At 54.8% G+C, this 13449-nt stretch carries 16 protein-coding genes; 6 read left to right on the top strand and 10 right to left on the bottom strand.

What is annotated here, in order from left to right:
• Positions 1-84: 84 nt before the first annotated feature.
• Genes JZX87_RS30390 through JZX87_RS30380 form a run of 3 tightly spaced genes read right to left on the bottom strand, consistent with a single transcriptional unit; the run spans position 85 to position 1633 of the window.
• The gene (locus tag JZX87_RS30390) at positions 85-1158 is read right to left on the bottom strand and encodes a tyrosine-type recombinase/integrase (protein ID WP_206829568.1); all 1074 of its coding nucleotides are present in this window, start codon (positions 1156-1158) and stop codon (positions 85-87) included.
• Positions 1155-1412, bottom strand: a complete 258-nt coding sequence (locus tag JZX87_RS30385) for a helix-turn-helix transcriptional regulator (protein ID WP_206829567.1) — start codon at positions 1410-1412, stop codon at positions 1155-1157. The genes JZX87_RS30390 and JZX87_RS30385 overlap by 4 nt, the downstream gene beginning before the upstream one ends.
• Positions 1409-1633 carry an excisionase family DNA-binding protein gene (locus tag JZX87_RS30380; protein ID WP_206829566.1) on the bottom strand — a complete coding sequence of 75 codons (225 nt, stop codon included), beginning with the start codon at positions 1631-1633 and terminating at the stop codon, positions 1409-1411. The genes JZX87_RS30385 and JZX87_RS30380 overlap by 4 nt, the downstream gene beginning before the upstream one ends.
• 119 nt (positions 1634-1752) lie before the next feature.
• On the opposite strand from JZX87_RS30380, the gene JZX87_RS30375 reads away from it, so the two are divergent.
• From JZX87_RS30375 to JZX87_RS30360, 4 genes are all read left to right on the top strand, one after another.
• A complete protein-coding gene (locus tag JZX87_RS30375) occupies positions 1753-2160 on the top strand; it encodes a helix-turn-helix domain-containing protein (RefSeq protein WP_206829565.1) in 408 nt (135 codons plus the stop codon).
• Complete coding sequence (locus JZX87_RS30370; RefSeq protein ID WP_206829564.1) at positions 2157-2441, top strand: hypothetical protein; 285 nt, start codon at positions 2157-2159, stop codon at positions 2439-2441. The genes JZX87_RS30375 and JZX87_RS30370 overlap by 4 nt, the downstream gene beginning before the upstream one ends.
• A gap of 88 nt (positions 2442-2529) precedes the next feature.
• Positions 2530-3852 (top strand): type II toxin-antitoxin system HipA family toxin, encoded by a 1323-nt coding sequence (locus JZX87_RS30365; protein WP_206829563.1) that lies wholly within the window; start codon positions 2530-2532, stop codon positions 3850-3852.
• A 17-nt stretch (positions 3853-3869) separates the two neighbouring features.
• Positions 3870-4145: a helix-turn-helix transcriptional regulator gene (locus JZX87_RS30360; RefSeq protein ID WP_206829562.1), complete on the top strand. Its 276-nt coding sequence runs from the start codon at positions 3870-3872 to the stop codon at positions 4143-4145.
• A gap of 33 nt (positions 4146-4178) precedes the next feature.
• Here the strand turns inward: JZX87_RS30360 and JZX87_RS30355 are convergent, their stop codons facing one another.
• Positions 4179-4583 carry a very short patch repair endonuclease gene (locus tag JZX87_RS30355; RefSeq protein WP_206829561.1) on the bottom strand — a complete coding sequence of 135 codons (405 nt, stop codon included), beginning with the start codon at positions 4581-4583 and terminating at the stop codon, positions 4179-4181.
• 186 nt (positions 4584-4769) lie between these two features.
• On the opposite strand from JZX87_RS30355, the gene JZX87_RS30350 reads away from it, so the two are divergent.
• Positions 4770-5831, top strand: coding sequence for a DNA cytosine methyltransferase (locus tag JZX87_RS30350; RefSeq protein WP_206829560.1), 1062 nt, complete (start codon positions 4770-4772; stop codon positions 5829-5831).
• Positions 5809-7818: a BbrUII/HgiDII family restriction enzyme gene (locus JZX87_RS30345; RefSeq protein WP_206829559.1), complete on the top strand. Its 2010-nt coding sequence runs from the start codon at positions 5809-5811 to the stop codon at positions 7816-7818. The genes JZX87_RS30350 and JZX87_RS30345 overlap by 23 nt, the downstream gene beginning before the upstream one ends.
• Positions 7819-8069: 251 nt before the next feature.
• Here the strand turns inward: JZX87_RS30345 and JZX87_RS30340 are convergent, their stop codons facing one another.
• The 6 genes from JZX87_RS30340 to JZX87_RS30315 form a co-directional block, all read right to left on the bottom strand.
• Complete coding sequence (locus JZX87_RS30340) at positions 8070-8300, bottom strand: type II toxin-antitoxin system Y4mF family antitoxin (protein ID WP_206829558.1); 231 nt, start codon at positions 8298-8300, stop codon at positions 8070-8072.
• Between the two features lie 180 nt (positions 8301-8480).
• On the bottom strand, positions 8481-10331 hold the full coding sequence (locus JZX87_RS30335) for a type IV secretory system conjugative DNA transfer family protein (protein WP_206829557.1): 1851 nt from the start codon (positions 10329-10331) through the stop codon (positions 8481-8483).
• A gap of 28 nt (positions 10332-10359) precedes the next feature.
• On the bottom strand, positions 10360-11985 hold the full coding sequence (locus tag JZX87_RS30330; RefSeq protein WP_206829556.1) for a relaxase family protein: 1626 nt from the start codon (positions 11983-11985) through the stop codon (positions 10360-10362).
• Positions 11979-12461 (bottom strand): MobC family plasmid mobilization relaxosome protein, encoded by a 483-nt coding sequence (locus JZX87_RS31690; RefSeq protein ID WP_206829555.1) that lies wholly within the window; start codon positions 12459-12461, stop codon positions 11979-11981. Before JZX87_RS31690 ends, JZX87_RS30330 begins: the two co-directional genes overlap by 7 nt.
• Positions 12458-13219 carry a helix-turn-helix domain-containing protein gene (locus tag JZX87_RS30320; RefSeq protein WP_206829554.1) on the bottom strand — a complete coding sequence of 254 codons (762 nt, stop codon included), beginning with the start codon at positions 13217-13219 and terminating at the stop codon, positions 12458-12460. Before JZX87_RS30320 ends, JZX87_RS31690 begins: the two co-directional genes overlap by 4 nt.
• Positions 13216-13449 (bottom strand): hypothetical protein (locus JZX87_RS30315; protein WP_206829553.1); only part of this gene is annotated, 234 nt, incomplete at its 5' end. The genes JZX87_RS30315 and JZX87_RS30320, both read right to left, overlap by 4 nt.

Here is a 13449-nt window from a genome sequence, read left to right as displayed (position 1 = left end):
CCCTCCGGGCCCACCACCTCTTTATTTTCGCATTGATTTTGCAATATTTTTTCCTCGATTTGTCTCACAGGGCAATTTCTGGCTTTAGTGTGAGACACTTTGGCGGTCCCGGTGCATGTTCAGACGGGCAAATGCGTTGCCTGCCATCTTCTTCTTTTGCGCCTTGCGAATATAGGTTTCAGCCGTTTCGAGCTTCTTCCAGCCGAACACCGCACACAATTCTGCAGCTGTAGCCTCATTTTCCGCAAGCGTCACTGCAGCGGCCTTTCTAAGCCCATGTGCCGAACAATGCGGCAGGCCGGCTCTATCACACCAGTCGCGCATGTGATTGCCAAGACCAGCTACGGAAAAGGCGCGGCCGTATTCTGTCGCTAGATAGGTGGAATCACCGGTCTTGGTCGCGGAAAGTGCCCTACGGAGATCCGAAGTCATCGGAATCTCGATCGTCACCGGGCTTCTGTTGCGATTCTTTCTCGCGATAAATTTCAACCAATCTGCATATTCATGCTGTCGTCCAAGAGCAGCGGCATCTGAAATGCGCGCGCCGACATTGAGCATGATTTCGAGCGCCAACCGCGGCATTGTGCCGATTGCGTGAAACTGCCTGAACTGTTCCACCTCATCCGGGGTCCACGTGTGGAAGCCTTCAGAGCCTTTATTGAGCTTTTCTATGCCTGTCGCGGGATTGACCGTGGCATACTTGGGGATCGCCCAGTTGAACAGAGCACGAATAACTTTGACTAGCTTGTCGGCGGCGCCTGGTGTGTCGCGGCGCTTGAGCTGACTAGCCTCCATGTCCTGTCGTCTGTATTTCTTATATGGCAGCGGTCCTGCAGTCTCGCAAAAGCGGTTGAGAACGCTGCGCTTGTCCCTTTGGGTGGCGATGTCGAATTTCTGGAACTTTTCGGATCGGATATACTGATCCACAAGCCAATCGAACGTATCTTCCTTCAATAGCTGTTTCGCGGGCGGGGGCGCAGCCAAGGATGCTAAAGCGTCCAAATATTCCTTCATGAAGGCTTCGCTGATGTTGCCAACCCCATCATCGAACTTGGCTTTGAGCCGGATCTTCGGATGGCCCTTTTTGCGCAGATAGTAGCGGACGTTGCCCCGAGTATCTGGATCATAGACGCAATATCTAAGCCTCGTCGCGATCATGCAACCACCTTATCGTAAGGGTTTTCAGAGTCGTCTTCGGATGACGCGTCACCATCAAGAATGCGCAGCCATGCTGCTCCCACCTCGTCGGCATCCCATAGGACGACGCCATCGATCTTGCGCCCTTTCGGCATCCGCCCCTTGGCGACCCAGACAAGAAAAAGCGATACGGAAATTCCGAGCGAGGCTGCAGCCTCGTCACGTCTCAAGGCAAATCTGGGGATGGTCAGTTTGCGTACGCTCGATCCACTCATTGCGCACCCTCCAGTTCTCGGCCCTCTTGAGCAGACATTGCCGCGTCTGGTGCAATCATGTGCGTCTTGAGATATTCGTCAAAGGCGTCCATCGGCAGAAAAATGCTCCCGCCCACACGCACATGCCTAAGTTGACGCCTGTAGATCATCGCTCTGATGCGGCGAACCGGCCAGCCAACACGCTCCGCCAGCTGTTTGGGCGTCTCCAGTTGCGAGACCATTGGGCAACTCCTTTTCAGTTTCGTGCCTGTTGGGTATAAAGGTGCAATCATTCGGTCATGCAGGTCACTATGCGACACTTTAGGAACAATCGTTACCAATTTGCAAGTGGGTATCGCTCGTGAGCCTTGGAAAACGTTTGCTGGAAATCAGAAAGCCGACAGGCTCGACGCAGGCAGAATTCGCCGAAGCGTTCGGCATTTCAGATCGGGCCTACAAGAATTACGAGTTGGATATCCGCGAGATCCCGCTAGGCTTGGCGATCTCTATTTGCGAGGCGCACAAGGTCAGCCTGTCCTGGCTGGCAACAGGCATCGGAGGAAAAAACCAGCAGCATTTACAGTCGCTAATCGAAACCTCGATGCTGATTGTGAAGAGATTTCTGAAGCTTCGGAACCATGACGTCAGCGACGAAACAGAGGCTCGCCTAGTCAGCCTGCTTTTCGTCTACCTGAATGAGCATGGTGCCAGCTCGCAGAAGATGCAGGACTTGTTACTAGAAGCAGCATTGAAAGGCGTAAGTGAGTGAAATATCAAACGTTTGTAGATGAGTTTTCAAATATCTTGGCAGCGTCGGTTCCGGACCAGAACGCCAAGACGAAAAAACTGGCCCGAAAGCTTGATATCGTCGCAGTCAGCTTGGCAGCCGTTGGCGCAATCCCACTTATAGCTGACCTGCCAAATTACATCCCCTCGGTTCCTTTGCGCGCTATAGTGCTTCTCGGACTTACAGCCGCCATTTTGATCAGCTTCACGCTTCTTTTCGTCTCCAGATCGGTCTCTGGCCTCCTCGGCAAGACGAAGAGATAACTCATCGAAGGCCTGCAGTTACAACCCACTAAAATGGGTTGATAAAATCAGAAATTTGATTTATTTGATCCATTAAAGGGGTCAATAAATGCTTCTTACTCTTCAAACCCATTTCGACAACGAGTGGCATCAGGCCGCCACTCTGGAACTCAAGAACGACGCGGCCGGTTTTCAGGGCGCGTCGATTGTCGATTATGATCTCGACTACTTCATTCGTTTCGCATCCATGGATTTTGCAGCGGGAAATGCGGTTAGCGACAAGCGCGCGCTTTCAGTCCGCTATCCTGTTGATCTCGAAAACCGATACAGCAAAACATGGCCGCCGTTTCTTCTCGACCTTATGCCGCAAGGACATGCAAGGCGGAAGCTGGCAGAACATTTAGGTCTTAGCGAGGGAGCTCGCGGCTCGGATCTTCCCCTACTCATGCGCTCAGCCACAGGCGGCATAGGCAATGTCCGCATTAAAGAAGCCGCCGAAGCAGAGGTGCAGCGATTAGAGGGTGTGCAACGTCAAGGGGTGACAGAAGCCGAAATCCTTGGCCGATCGGATCGCTTCATGGAAGTGGCCGACCGTTTCGCTATGCTTGCCTCCGGCTCAAGCGGCCTGCAAGGCGAATGGCCGAAAGTCTCCATGACACAGGCGACCGATGGCCTCTACTATCCTGATAGCTTCGTGAGCGACGATGAGGCCGAGCGCCATGTGATCGTCAAGCTAGTCCGCAGCAACGATCCTGTAGACAGCCTCATTCTTGAAGGGGAAGCCCTCTATTCGCGGATCGCTCAAGAGATTGGCCTTAATGTCAGCGACCCATCGATCAACGCCGAAGGCGTCTTGATCATCCCCCGTTTCGATCGAAAGAAAAGACAAGGCGGCGGAACTGTCCGGCTGGGCCAGGAAAGTCTCGTCTCAGCTATAGGCGTTGCCGACTTCGGATATGTTGGGACGCATGAGGCTTACATCGACCTTTTGCGACATTATTCGGCCGATCCATTCGAGGATATCGTTGAATACCTAAAACGGGACATCGCCAATCTGGCGCTTGGCAATCCCGACAACCACGGCAGAAATACCGCGCTTAGCAAGCATGAGGACGGGACGATCCGCCTATCGCCACTCTTTGATTTCGCACCTATGCGGCTCGCCAAAGAGGGAATTGTTCGCTCCACCCGATGGGCTATGATGCGCGACGGCGGTCGCGATCATCGGCCTGATTGGAAGCTGATTTGCGCCGAACTTATGCCAGATCCGACGGAGCACAAGGCGCTCGCGACCGAGCTTTCCGCGTTTGCTGAGCGCCTGAGAGAGGCACCTGCTCTTGCTAGTGACATGTTGGCGGCTCCCGAAATTCTGGAGCGAGCGATGGGACGTTGCGATGAGGTCGCGGATAGCGTTCTGGAAGCAAATTTGTGACGCCGGAGAACATCTAAATGGCTCGCTGGAAGAAGCCCACAAAAGACGAGATTCTCGAGAATCGACGATCGCTGGCCGAGCGGGCTAAAACCGGTGATTTAAAGCTACCCGGGGCAGTAGGTGAAATCCGAAAAGGATTTGGTATGACCCAGGAGGAGTTTGCCAAAACGCTTGCACTTACGCGACGTCAAGTTGCAGAGATCGAAGCCGGCATGGCCAACCCAACGTTAGAGACATTAGAAAAAATCGGACGCCTCTTCGGGTTTGGTGTTGGCTTCGTTCCGAAGGGTTAACTGGACAGGCCGCCGGCACTATGAAAAGGCTTTTTAGCGAGCCCCCAAAAAACGGATAAGTTGATCCCGTAGCCAAACCGGGTCTCGGGTCTCGCATTGCCAAATCACAAGAACCTCCCAGCCATCCGAACATAACCTCTGAATCGCGGACTGATCCCTTTCAACATTTCTGTCAAATTTGGCCTGCCAAAAATGCACATTTGATTTTGGAACTGTCGAGTATCGGCAATCCGTGTGCCTATGCCAAAAACAGCCATGCACGAATATGACTTTTCGCTTTCCTGGAAAGACCAAGTCAGGTGAACCAGCAAGCGACTTTTGATGAAGTCTGTATCGAAAGCCTAGGGCATGCGCAGCACGTCGAACAACCATCTCAGGCGAGGTATCCTTAGCTTTGACCTTCGCCATTAGTTTCGAGCGCTGAACGCTGGTTTCCATTTTCTCCCTTCCCGATACCTGCCCGCGACGAGCGCAAGATCTCGAATTTCCCGGCAAGTTGTCGTGCGTGATTTGGGGATTTTAATGACATCTTAAAGAAGGTTCTTGACTGCTGGGATTCGCGCTTGCTCATACTTATCGAGCCGAGCTCCGATTCCGCATGCCAAGAAAAATGAAAGACCTAAAATGAGCATTGAGGCGATTGACCTATTTTGTGGTGCTGGAGGCTTATCGTTTGGCCTGCAGTCGGCAGGAGTCCGCGTCAAAGCCGGACTAGACCTCGATGGAAAGTGCGCATTTCCCTTCACTGCGAATATGCCAGGTGCCAAGTTCATCGAGAAAGACCTCTCCACGACCCATGTTGACGAGTTCAAAGGCCTCTTCTCGTCCAAGTCAGTAAAGCTATTGGCCGGATGTGCGCCATGCCAACCATTCTCGACGCTTCGAAACGGCAGCGACCGTAAAACGAGCAAAAAATGGCCCCTCCTAAACGAGTTTGCAAGGGTGGTTGAAGAACTGCAACCTGATCTCGTTACAATGGAAAACGTACCTGTTCTCCGTAGTGAAACAATTTTTGAAGACTTTGTTAGCCTGCTTCGCGCGCAATCTTATCACGTTCAGTGGAGGATAGTTGACGCAGCAGATTACGGAGTACCGCAGCGACGAAAGCGGCTAGTGCTGCTTGCATCCAAATATGGTCCAATACGCCTGTTGTCACCGGAAGAGCTGGGGCTGGAACAGACGACTATTAGACAAGCCATCTCAGATCTTCCGCCGATCAAGGCCGGTGAGCAATCCTCATCTGACCCGATGCACAAAGCGAGAGCTATCACTCCGCTAAACCTAGAGCGCATTCGCGCATCTCGGCCAGGAGGGACTTGGAAAGACTGGCCCGAACATCTTCGGCTGGCATGCCACAAAAAGGAGTCAGGCGCCACTTTTAGAAGTGTATATGGGCGCCTTGAGTGGGATAAGCCTGCTAGCACAATTACCACCCAATCGCATAATTTCGGAACAGGCAGGTTCGGTCATCCGGATCAAGACCGCCCCCTATCCCTACGTGAGTTGGCGATTCTTCAGTCTTTTCCACCAGAATATCAATTTGTAGAAAACCCGAATCAAGTTGAATTCACGCCATTGGGACGCCTTATAGGCAACGCAGTGCCTGTTAAGCTCGGCTTCGCGATCGGCTTATCCATTGTCCGCCATCTGGAAAAAGAAAACGATGACAAGCGCTCTAAACACTAACAATTTTACATTCGAAGTAGATATTAATGTAATCAATCATCTTGGCGTCGGCCTATACAGCTCAACCCCTGCCGCTTTGACGGAATTGGTAGCCAATGCTTGGGATGCAGAAGCAAAGAATGTTTGGATCGATATTCAGGCTGATAAAGATACTATTACCATTGAAGATGACGGCCATGGAATGGACGCGAATGCCATCAAACAAAAATTCTTGCATGTTGGATACTCTCGCCGTGTAGCTTCCAATAACAATCTCAGCGCCACCGGAAAACGCAAAGTTATGGGGCGAAAAGGGATTGGAAAACTCTCAATGTTCGCCCTTTCCGACTTTGTGAAAGTGACGTCAAAGACTTCGACAGGAGCGATCGTCGGCTTTGAAGTAGATGTTCCGCTACTTAAGAAAAATTTAGAGCAGCACACAAAAATTGTTCTAAATGAATTCGCTCCTACCCCTTTAAAAAACGGGCAAGGAACTCGAATTGAGCTGACTTCCGTTCTAAAAACACTCAATAAAACTGAAAAATATCTGAGGGTGAAGCTTGCTCGGAGATTTAGTGTTCTTGGAAAAGAATTTGATTTTCGAGTATTTCTGAATGGCTCTGAGATAACGGACGCCGACCGGGATATATACGACAGTGTTCAGTTCCTATGGGCATTCGATCAGGCGACATTGGATCGAATAAAGCCACTGTGCAAAAATTTGAGCTCAGTCACTGACGATGACGGAAACACCAGTATTTGCACAAAATTGCTTCCCGACAATGTTTCATTCCCGGACGGATCATCGTCGACAGTTACTGGATATATTGCGAGCGTATTTCAGCCAAGAAACCTGGGTAGCAAGGAAGATAGCGCAAATGCACTTTCTATCTTCGCAAATGGTCGCGTTTTTGCTGAAAACATACTTGGCGAGGCTAATAGCGCCAAATACTATCAGAATTATCTAGTCGGAGAGCTTCACGCCAATTTTCTTGACGAAGACGACACCGATCGGGCAACCGCAAGTCGGGAAGCCATCAAGCGGGATGATCCAAAATATCGAGCCCTTCTCGGATTCGCACTGTCCTCCCTGGAAGGAATTGGCGATCAATGGGATGAATGGAGAACATCTTTAGGGCTTGACCCCACGATAAGCGGGAACGCCGCAGTAAATGAATGGCTGGAGACGTTAAAAGATCGTCGCGATTTGCGCACAGCGAAGCGACTTATGACGTCAATTCAAAATGCTACTGTCCATTCAGATGAGGCGAAAAACAACGCAGCAAAAGCGGTCCTATACCGCGGCGCCATCATTGGCTTCGAAAAACTTAGAATCAAGCAACAGCTCGACAGGCTTAGCAACATCTCAGACGTTCTCGGACCTGAGTTCGCGGCGATATTCAGCACACTCAGCGATGTAGAGGAAGCCGCATACGCAGATATTACAAAGCAACGACTTGAAATAATTCGGAAGTTTCAAGCTATAAAAGATAGCCCCACCGACCTGGAAAAAGTGGCGCAAAAATATCTTTTCGATCACCTCTGGCTGCTTGATCCTTCATGGGACAGAGTCACCGGCAGAAAAGAAATGGAACTTACGCTCACCGAATACATTAAAAAGATCAATCCAGACTCGTCGGGGGCCCGCCTCGACATATCATATAGGTCGAGTTCTGGTCGACATGTGGTTGTAGAATTGAAAAAACCAAGCCTGACCGCGCTCAATTACGATATACTTTCAAGTCAGGCTAGAAAATATAGGCAGGCCGTTGAGAAGTACTACCAGGATAATTTTCCTGGAAAGACAGCTCCAGCACTAGACATATATTTGCTAGTTGCAAAAACTCCGACAGGAATGGATGAGCGCGACGTCAGGTCTCTAGCTGAGCAAAACACAAAATTCATAACGTACCAACAGCTGATCACAGATGCTACCAACGCCTATCAGTCTTATCTGGACGTCAATACCGACATAGGCCCGCTCGAAACAATACTTAGCAAGATATAAGTGTTTTCTATTTTGCCGCGATCAAACTGAATATTTTAAGATTTTTTTGATCGCGGCGTGTGCCTTTGAATTGCCTCATCGAGTAGGAACAGCGCCTGCTGAATTAGCACTCACCCAAGATTAGCTATGCTTGTTCTGTACGAGAGCGAGTTTGACAAAGCGCCGTGTACTGAACGCGATATTGCCACGGATATCCGTATTACACAGGGCAATGCCGCAGTAGACCTGCCACATATTGAGAATTTTCGTCGTCATCGCCTTCGCTCGCCTGGTTCCAAAATATCGATCGAGCAGCCGAGCGTTTGCAGAACATGCAACACTTTTCCGATCTGCGCCGTCGGCTTGCCAGCCTCGAGATCGACAATGAACCGCAGGCCAACGCCCGCGACACCGGCAAGCTCGTCCTGCCGCAAGTTTTGCTCCTTGCGTGCCGTTCTAACCAGGGCGCCAATATCGGCTGGACTTCTCACTTGTTTTGCCATTTGAATTTCCCGATCGGGAAAATAAAAGCACCTCACCTATGCTGCCGAGGGGGAATTTCCCGATCGGGAAATTTCGACAACAGATGCATCGGCGTGAACGTCGGCAGATTGGGACTAAAGGCCTCGCCGATTGGAAGTCCTAGCATTCTCGATATAGACCCTGCGCATCTCGTGAGGCAATCACACCATCGGATTCCGGTCCAGCTTCCCCCGATATGCAGGATGTCGATGCGAAACGATCGCCTCGACAATTGTAGGCGGCTTTGATCCTGCCAACAGCAGCATCTTTCCTGCCTTCATCTCTAATATCTGATCGGCCGTCATCAGCTTCTGGCGCTGCTCCGCGATCGACGTCTTGCGGCTCTCCCCAAATTTCGCGGCCGACTGCTTGGTGCGGGTCAAAACCGTCTGGTCGCCAAGCGCATTCGCAGCCCAATTGGCGGTTTCGAATTCAGCGCGGCCAAGACCAAAAATGCGGGTGGTGACGCAGGAGCCGAGAATACTGGCTGTGTCGCCCTTGCCGTAGACGCTTTCGACCTGGCCCTTGTCCTGGGTGATGAACAGCGCCTCGATGCCGCAGCCGGCAGCGACGTTGGCGATATTGATCAGCTTTTCCATCCTGCCGAGACGGACAAACTCGTCCAGCACCAAAAGTACGTTCTTTTTCGGCTTCTTGGCACCCTCCAGGCGCACGGCCATGCCGAGAATTATGTTGGTCAGCAGCCGGAGAAAGACGGCTTGGGCGTCCACCTGGTCGAGTGGCACTACCATGAAGAGGTCGGCGCGGCCCTCGAACAGGTTTTCGAGCGAGCATGTGGAGGCGCTGAGGAAACTGCGCAATTCGTCGGAACGCGCCCAGTCGAAGGCCTTCTTGATCGTCGTCTTGATGGCGCCGCGCTCATTCTCGCCGGCAGCGAGGAATGTGGCAGCGGCGGCGGCTGGACGGGTGCCGAATGTCTCGGGCGATCCGGCCCAACCCGTCAGTGTCTTTTCAAAGCCGGCGGAAAACAACAGGTCCATGACCGTGATCAGGTTGCGATCGGCCTCGGGTCTCCCGGTCATGACGACCTCGATCACGGCGGCAATCATGGATTTCGCCATTTCGGCAAAGTGCGCGCCGTTACCGACTTCCGGTCGAACAAGCCCCTCGGCAATGACCTCGATGTCGCGAACCAGATGCGCTTGCCGGATATAGTCGAGCGGATTGAAACGGTCCTTCGACGGCTCGATGACACCGAAGGGATTGAGAACGACCACTTTGCGGCCGAGCGATTGGCGATATCGACGGGTCACGGCAAAATTCTCGCCCTTGATGTCGAGGACGGCAACAGGGCCATCATGGTCGATGATCGCCGGAATGACGACGGACACACCCTTGCCGGCACGGGTGCCCGCGATCGCGACATGATGGCCGGCACGCCATCCGGTCTTCGGGTTCGGTCGGTAGCGCAGCATGGCGCCCCCGACGAGGCCGAGCGGCAGGCCGATATCGTTATGCCGCAGCTGGCGCAACTCGCTTCGGTTCATCCACCGGGCCCGCCACGGACCTTGTTTCGAAATCCGACTGGACGATGCAGGCGCAGCGATCGAAATCGCCCGCATGACGAAGAACAGAGGCACTGGCAGACCGATCGCAAGGCTCGTCATCAAGGCCAGCCTTTGCGCCTCCGTGAAGCGATCCCATGCAGCAACCATGCCCCGAATGCTCTCAATGCCGGAATAGCCGGCATGTCGCCAAGTTTTGAAATTATCGAGCAGAACGGCCGCCGCTATGGTGGGGTCGGTAAGGGCGAGAGCAGACGCGGCAAGGAGGGCTGCCCCCACGGCAAAGACCGACGCGGTGCGTATGCGGCCCTGGGTGTCTCCCGCCAAGGTCAGCAGCGCAAACCCGAAGAACATCACCAGAATTGCGGCGCGCGCGTTTTCGTAGATCGGCGGCCAGAACAGCGGCACGGCCTCCATCAGTAGGAAGCCGGCGGCCATAACCGCGATCGAGAGAACATAGCGATAGGGCTGGATGATCAAATTCATCAATGAAAACTCCGAACGGAATGAAAAATCAGGATCGGCCGCGATCGGGCGCCGGTGATCGGGTTTTCACGTTGGCGGTGCGATCGTCTCCAGCATCGCTTCTGCCTGCTCCAGCAGCGCGAACGCTTCCGTCAGTCCGGTCTTGTCCATGTCGCTGGAATGTTTCTCTGAGGCGAGCCAGGCGCTCATGAAGGAAGCCTGTGACGCGATGAGCGATTTCAGCGATCCTTCCAAAGCCGCTTGCCGGTTTTCGATCATGTCGGTCGATCGCCTCTCCAGCGCCTCGAATTGCGCGGTCCCGCTCTGCAAGGTGCCCATCAAGCTCTCGACGTAGGCCAGCAATTCGCGCTCCAGCGGCGAAAGGCTCTCGGGCATCGGCAGTCTGGTTGGTGATGTCATCGCTCAATCTCCCGTTACGATTTTCAGGCATGGCGTTTTGCTGGTCCCGGCCTGGCAGGTGATCAGCTGAAGGCGGCTTACGTCCCAGGTCAGGATCTGGCCGTTGGCGGTCTGGTTGATCTGCAGGCCCATCTGCCAAAGGCTGGCGCTCCGGGCGTGATCGATCATCAGCCCCGCCCAGAACCAGCTCGCGGTGAAGCTCAGGAGGATCACCAGCAGCGCCACCGCGCCCACCGTCAGCAGGAATGGCTGCATCATCGAGCGAAGCCGGCGCATGTCCGCCTCGGTCGTGGCCAGCGCCTCGTTCAAGTGCCGGCGGCTCTCGTTCGTGAAGTTGCGGATATCGGTCTCGATTGTAATTTCCGCGCGCTTCAAGGCTGCGCTCCAATCGGTCTCGAAGCTCGTCGAGGGCGATGGCGTCGAGCCGGATTCCTGAGCGGCCGGGCTCGCCAGCCGATCTTTCAAGCGCTCGCTCAAGGGTATTCTCTCGGGTCCAGTCTTCACGAAACAGCTCTCCTTTCAGGCGCCAGCGCTCGTCGGTTTCCGGGTCGCGCACGGTGATGTAGTTTTTGCCGGCGCGCGGCAGGTCGAAGCCTGCCGCCGTCAGGGCCTCGGTCATTGTTGAACGGTCACGGATGCCGCCGGCCTCGATGCGTTGGACGATCCAGTCATGGATCAGCGCTCGGGCATCGCCGCGCCTGACGCTTTCGATGAGGCTGACGGTCTCGCGGGCGCGCTCCGGCGCCATCGGATCGTTCCAGCCATGTTGCTTATTGAGGACGTCGCGCAGGGCGTCGTAGTGCTTCTGATAGCCCGGTGGCGCGATATTCAGGCTACGACCGCTGACAAGCTCCATGCGCGGCGTCACGAAATGCAGCTCGACGCGGTTTTCGTGCGTGTGGCGCACCCAGAGAATATCGCGCTGGTCGGCTTCAAGGCCGGCGAAGGCCAAGCGCTCGAAATCGTCCATCACCTGCCGTTGCTGGCCGTGGTTCGGCGCGTCCTCGGCCGTGAAGGCGATGACACCGGCACGATAGGTCCATTGGTACGAGCAAGCGTCGATCAATGCCCGCATCCGGTCGGCATCGCCGCGCAGCACTTCCGGCAGAGGCTCGCGGGCAAACAGCATGACGTCGCCACGCTCGCCGCGGATCGCGTTGCGGTTCTGGTCGTAGGCGACGACATCCCGCTCGACCAGATAGTCAACCGGTCCCGATCCGCCGCCCTGGCCGTTGCGGAAAAACTTGATCAGCACGGCGCGCCATCCTTGGCCGTGAACGAGCGCAGCGTTTCCGATAGCGCCCGCTCGATTGCCACCAGCTGCGCGGCGACCTCGATCGCATCGATGGGCGACACATGGCCCTGGCTCTGGGCCGTATTCAGCCATCGTGCGATCTGGTTGAGGTTGCCGCCGATCCGGGCGACGGCGCGCACCAGTTCCGGGTCCACCTTGGGAACCGGACGGCGGCGGCGCACCTCGGTGAGGCCGAGCGCTTCCCGCATCAGCGTGGCGAAGGGCAGACCGGTCCGCGCCGCACGTGCGGTCAGCGCCTGCTTTTCCGAGGCCGTGCAGCGGAAAACAACGACGGCATTGAGATCGCCCTTGGGTGATCGCCGCGTGCCTTCGGTGGGGTTTGAAGGGGAGGCTTGCCTCCCCTCACAAGGCTCTCTGTCGGACGGCTCGCCGTATGACAGGGGTCGCCTTGCTCCCTTCCAATCGCCGGCCGTCATGACGCCCTCCGAAGGTCGGTCTGTCGGGCGGGCTCATCGGCAATGTGGTCTCGACGGTTGCTGAAGAAGGCGATCCAGTCCAGCGCCCTCGGGCTTGCCTCATCCGGCGGCCAGTAGCCCGGCAAAGCATAACCTCGCTTACCGGCTTTCACCGTCCGAATGCCAAGAGCTTCGAGCGACGGAAAGCCATGAGGACGGAGCCAGCTGCGCCACTGCTCGACCTGCTTCGCCTGGGTCTCGGCCACGAAAACAAGCGGGACGGCTCGCCGCGTCTCGACGCGCGGCGGGGCGTCCTCGCGCGGGTTAGGTTTATATATTTTTTCTTTCTCTGGATTTGGTGGACATATCTGTCCCCCTTCGCCGGACACATCTGACCGCCTTGCCGGACGATTTTGACCGCCTTCGCCTGGGTAAAGGGTGACAACTTTGTCCGTCTTTTCGCGGGCATCCGATGCGCGTAAAATCGACGCCGCAGAGGGACGATATACCGTGTTGTGCCCGATGCCATTTCCGCGCCGGATCTCGAACCAGCCACTGGTCTCAAGCTCACGGATGGCGCGCTGAATGGTCTTGACGCTCTTGCCGGTCGCGTCGGCAATCGTTTGATAGGACGGCCACGCCTTCTCGGTGTGGCCGTTCAAATGCGTGGTGACGATATAGAGCGCCACGGACCGCGCGTTGTCGCTCAGATCCTTGTCGCAGCTCAATTTTTGAAGCCATTGCAGCTTCACGTCCCGAAATCGCCGCGCCCCGCTCATGCGCGCCTCCCAGGACGAAGGACGAGCGGGAATAAAGGGTCGGAAACGGCCGGAAAAAGTGGGACGAGGCTCTTGCTAAACCATTGATTTCCGTAGAACCGGTTTTCGGTCCCGAACTGCACTAACGAATTGAAATTATTCGAATTCAGCAGGCCCTCCGGGCCCACCACCTCTTTATTTTCGCATTGATTTTGCAATATTTTTTCCTCGATTTGTCTCACAGGGCAATT

The sequence above is a fragment of the Agrobacterium sp. Ap1 genome (genome assembly GCF_017313375.1).
Classification (GTDB): Bacteria; Pseudomonadota; Alphaproteobacteria; order Rhizobiales; family Rhizobiaceae; genus Neorhizobium; species Neorhizobium cellulosilyticum.
This window is presented reverse-complemented; position numbering and strand designations above follow the sequence as displayed.

Bases quoted from the DNA above. Each gene is read 5' to 3' on its own strand.
- JZX87_RS30390 (WP_206829568.1), bottom strand. From the start codon at position 1,158: ATGATCGCGACGAGGCTTAGATATTGCGTCTATGATCCAGATACTCGG.
- JZX87_RS30385 (WP_206829567.1), bottom strand. From the start codon at position 1,412: ATGAGTGGATCGAGCGTACGCAAACTGACCATCCCCAGATTTGCCTTG.
- JZX87_RS30380 (WP_206829566.1), bottom strand. From the start codon at position 1,633: ATGGTCTCGCAACTGGAGACGCCCAAACAGCTGGCGGAGCGTGTTGGC.
- JZX87_RS30365 (WP_206829563.1), top strand. From the start codon at position 2,530: ATGCTTCTTACTCTTCAAACCCATTTCGACAACGAGTGGCATCAGGCC.
- JZX87_RS30360 (WP_206829562.1), top strand. From the start codon at position 3,870: ATGGCTCGCTGGAAGAAGCCCACAAAAGACGAGATTCTCGAGAATCGA.
- JZX87_RS30355 (WP_206829561.1), bottom strand. From the start codon at position 4,583: ATGGAAACCAGCGTTCAGCGCTCGAAACTAATGGCGAAGGTCAAAGCT.
- JZX87_RS30350 (WP_206829560.1), top strand. From the start codon at position 4,770: ATGAGCATTGAGGCGATTGACCTATTTTGTGGTGCTGGAGGCTTATCG.
- JZX87_RS30345 (WP_206829559.1), top strand. From the start codon at position 5,809: ATGACAAGCGCTCTAAACACTAACAATTTTACATTCGAAGTAGATATT.
- JZX87_RS30340 (WP_206829558.1), bottom strand. From the start codon at position 8,300: ATGGCAAAACAAGTGAGAAGTCCAGCCGATATTGGCGCCCTGGTTAGA.
- JZX87_RS30335 (WP_206829557.1), bottom strand. From the start codon at position 10,331: ATGAATTTGATCATCCAGCCCTATCGCTATGTTCTCTCGATCGCGGTT.
- JZX87_RS31690 (WP_206829555.1), bottom strand. From the start codon at position 12,461: ATGACGGCCGGCGATTGGAAGGGAGCAAGGCGACCCCTGTCATACGGC.
- JZX87_RS30320 (WP_206829554.1), bottom strand. From the start codon at position 13,219: ATGAGCGGGGCGCGGCGATTTCGGGACGTGAAGCTGCAATGGCTTCAA.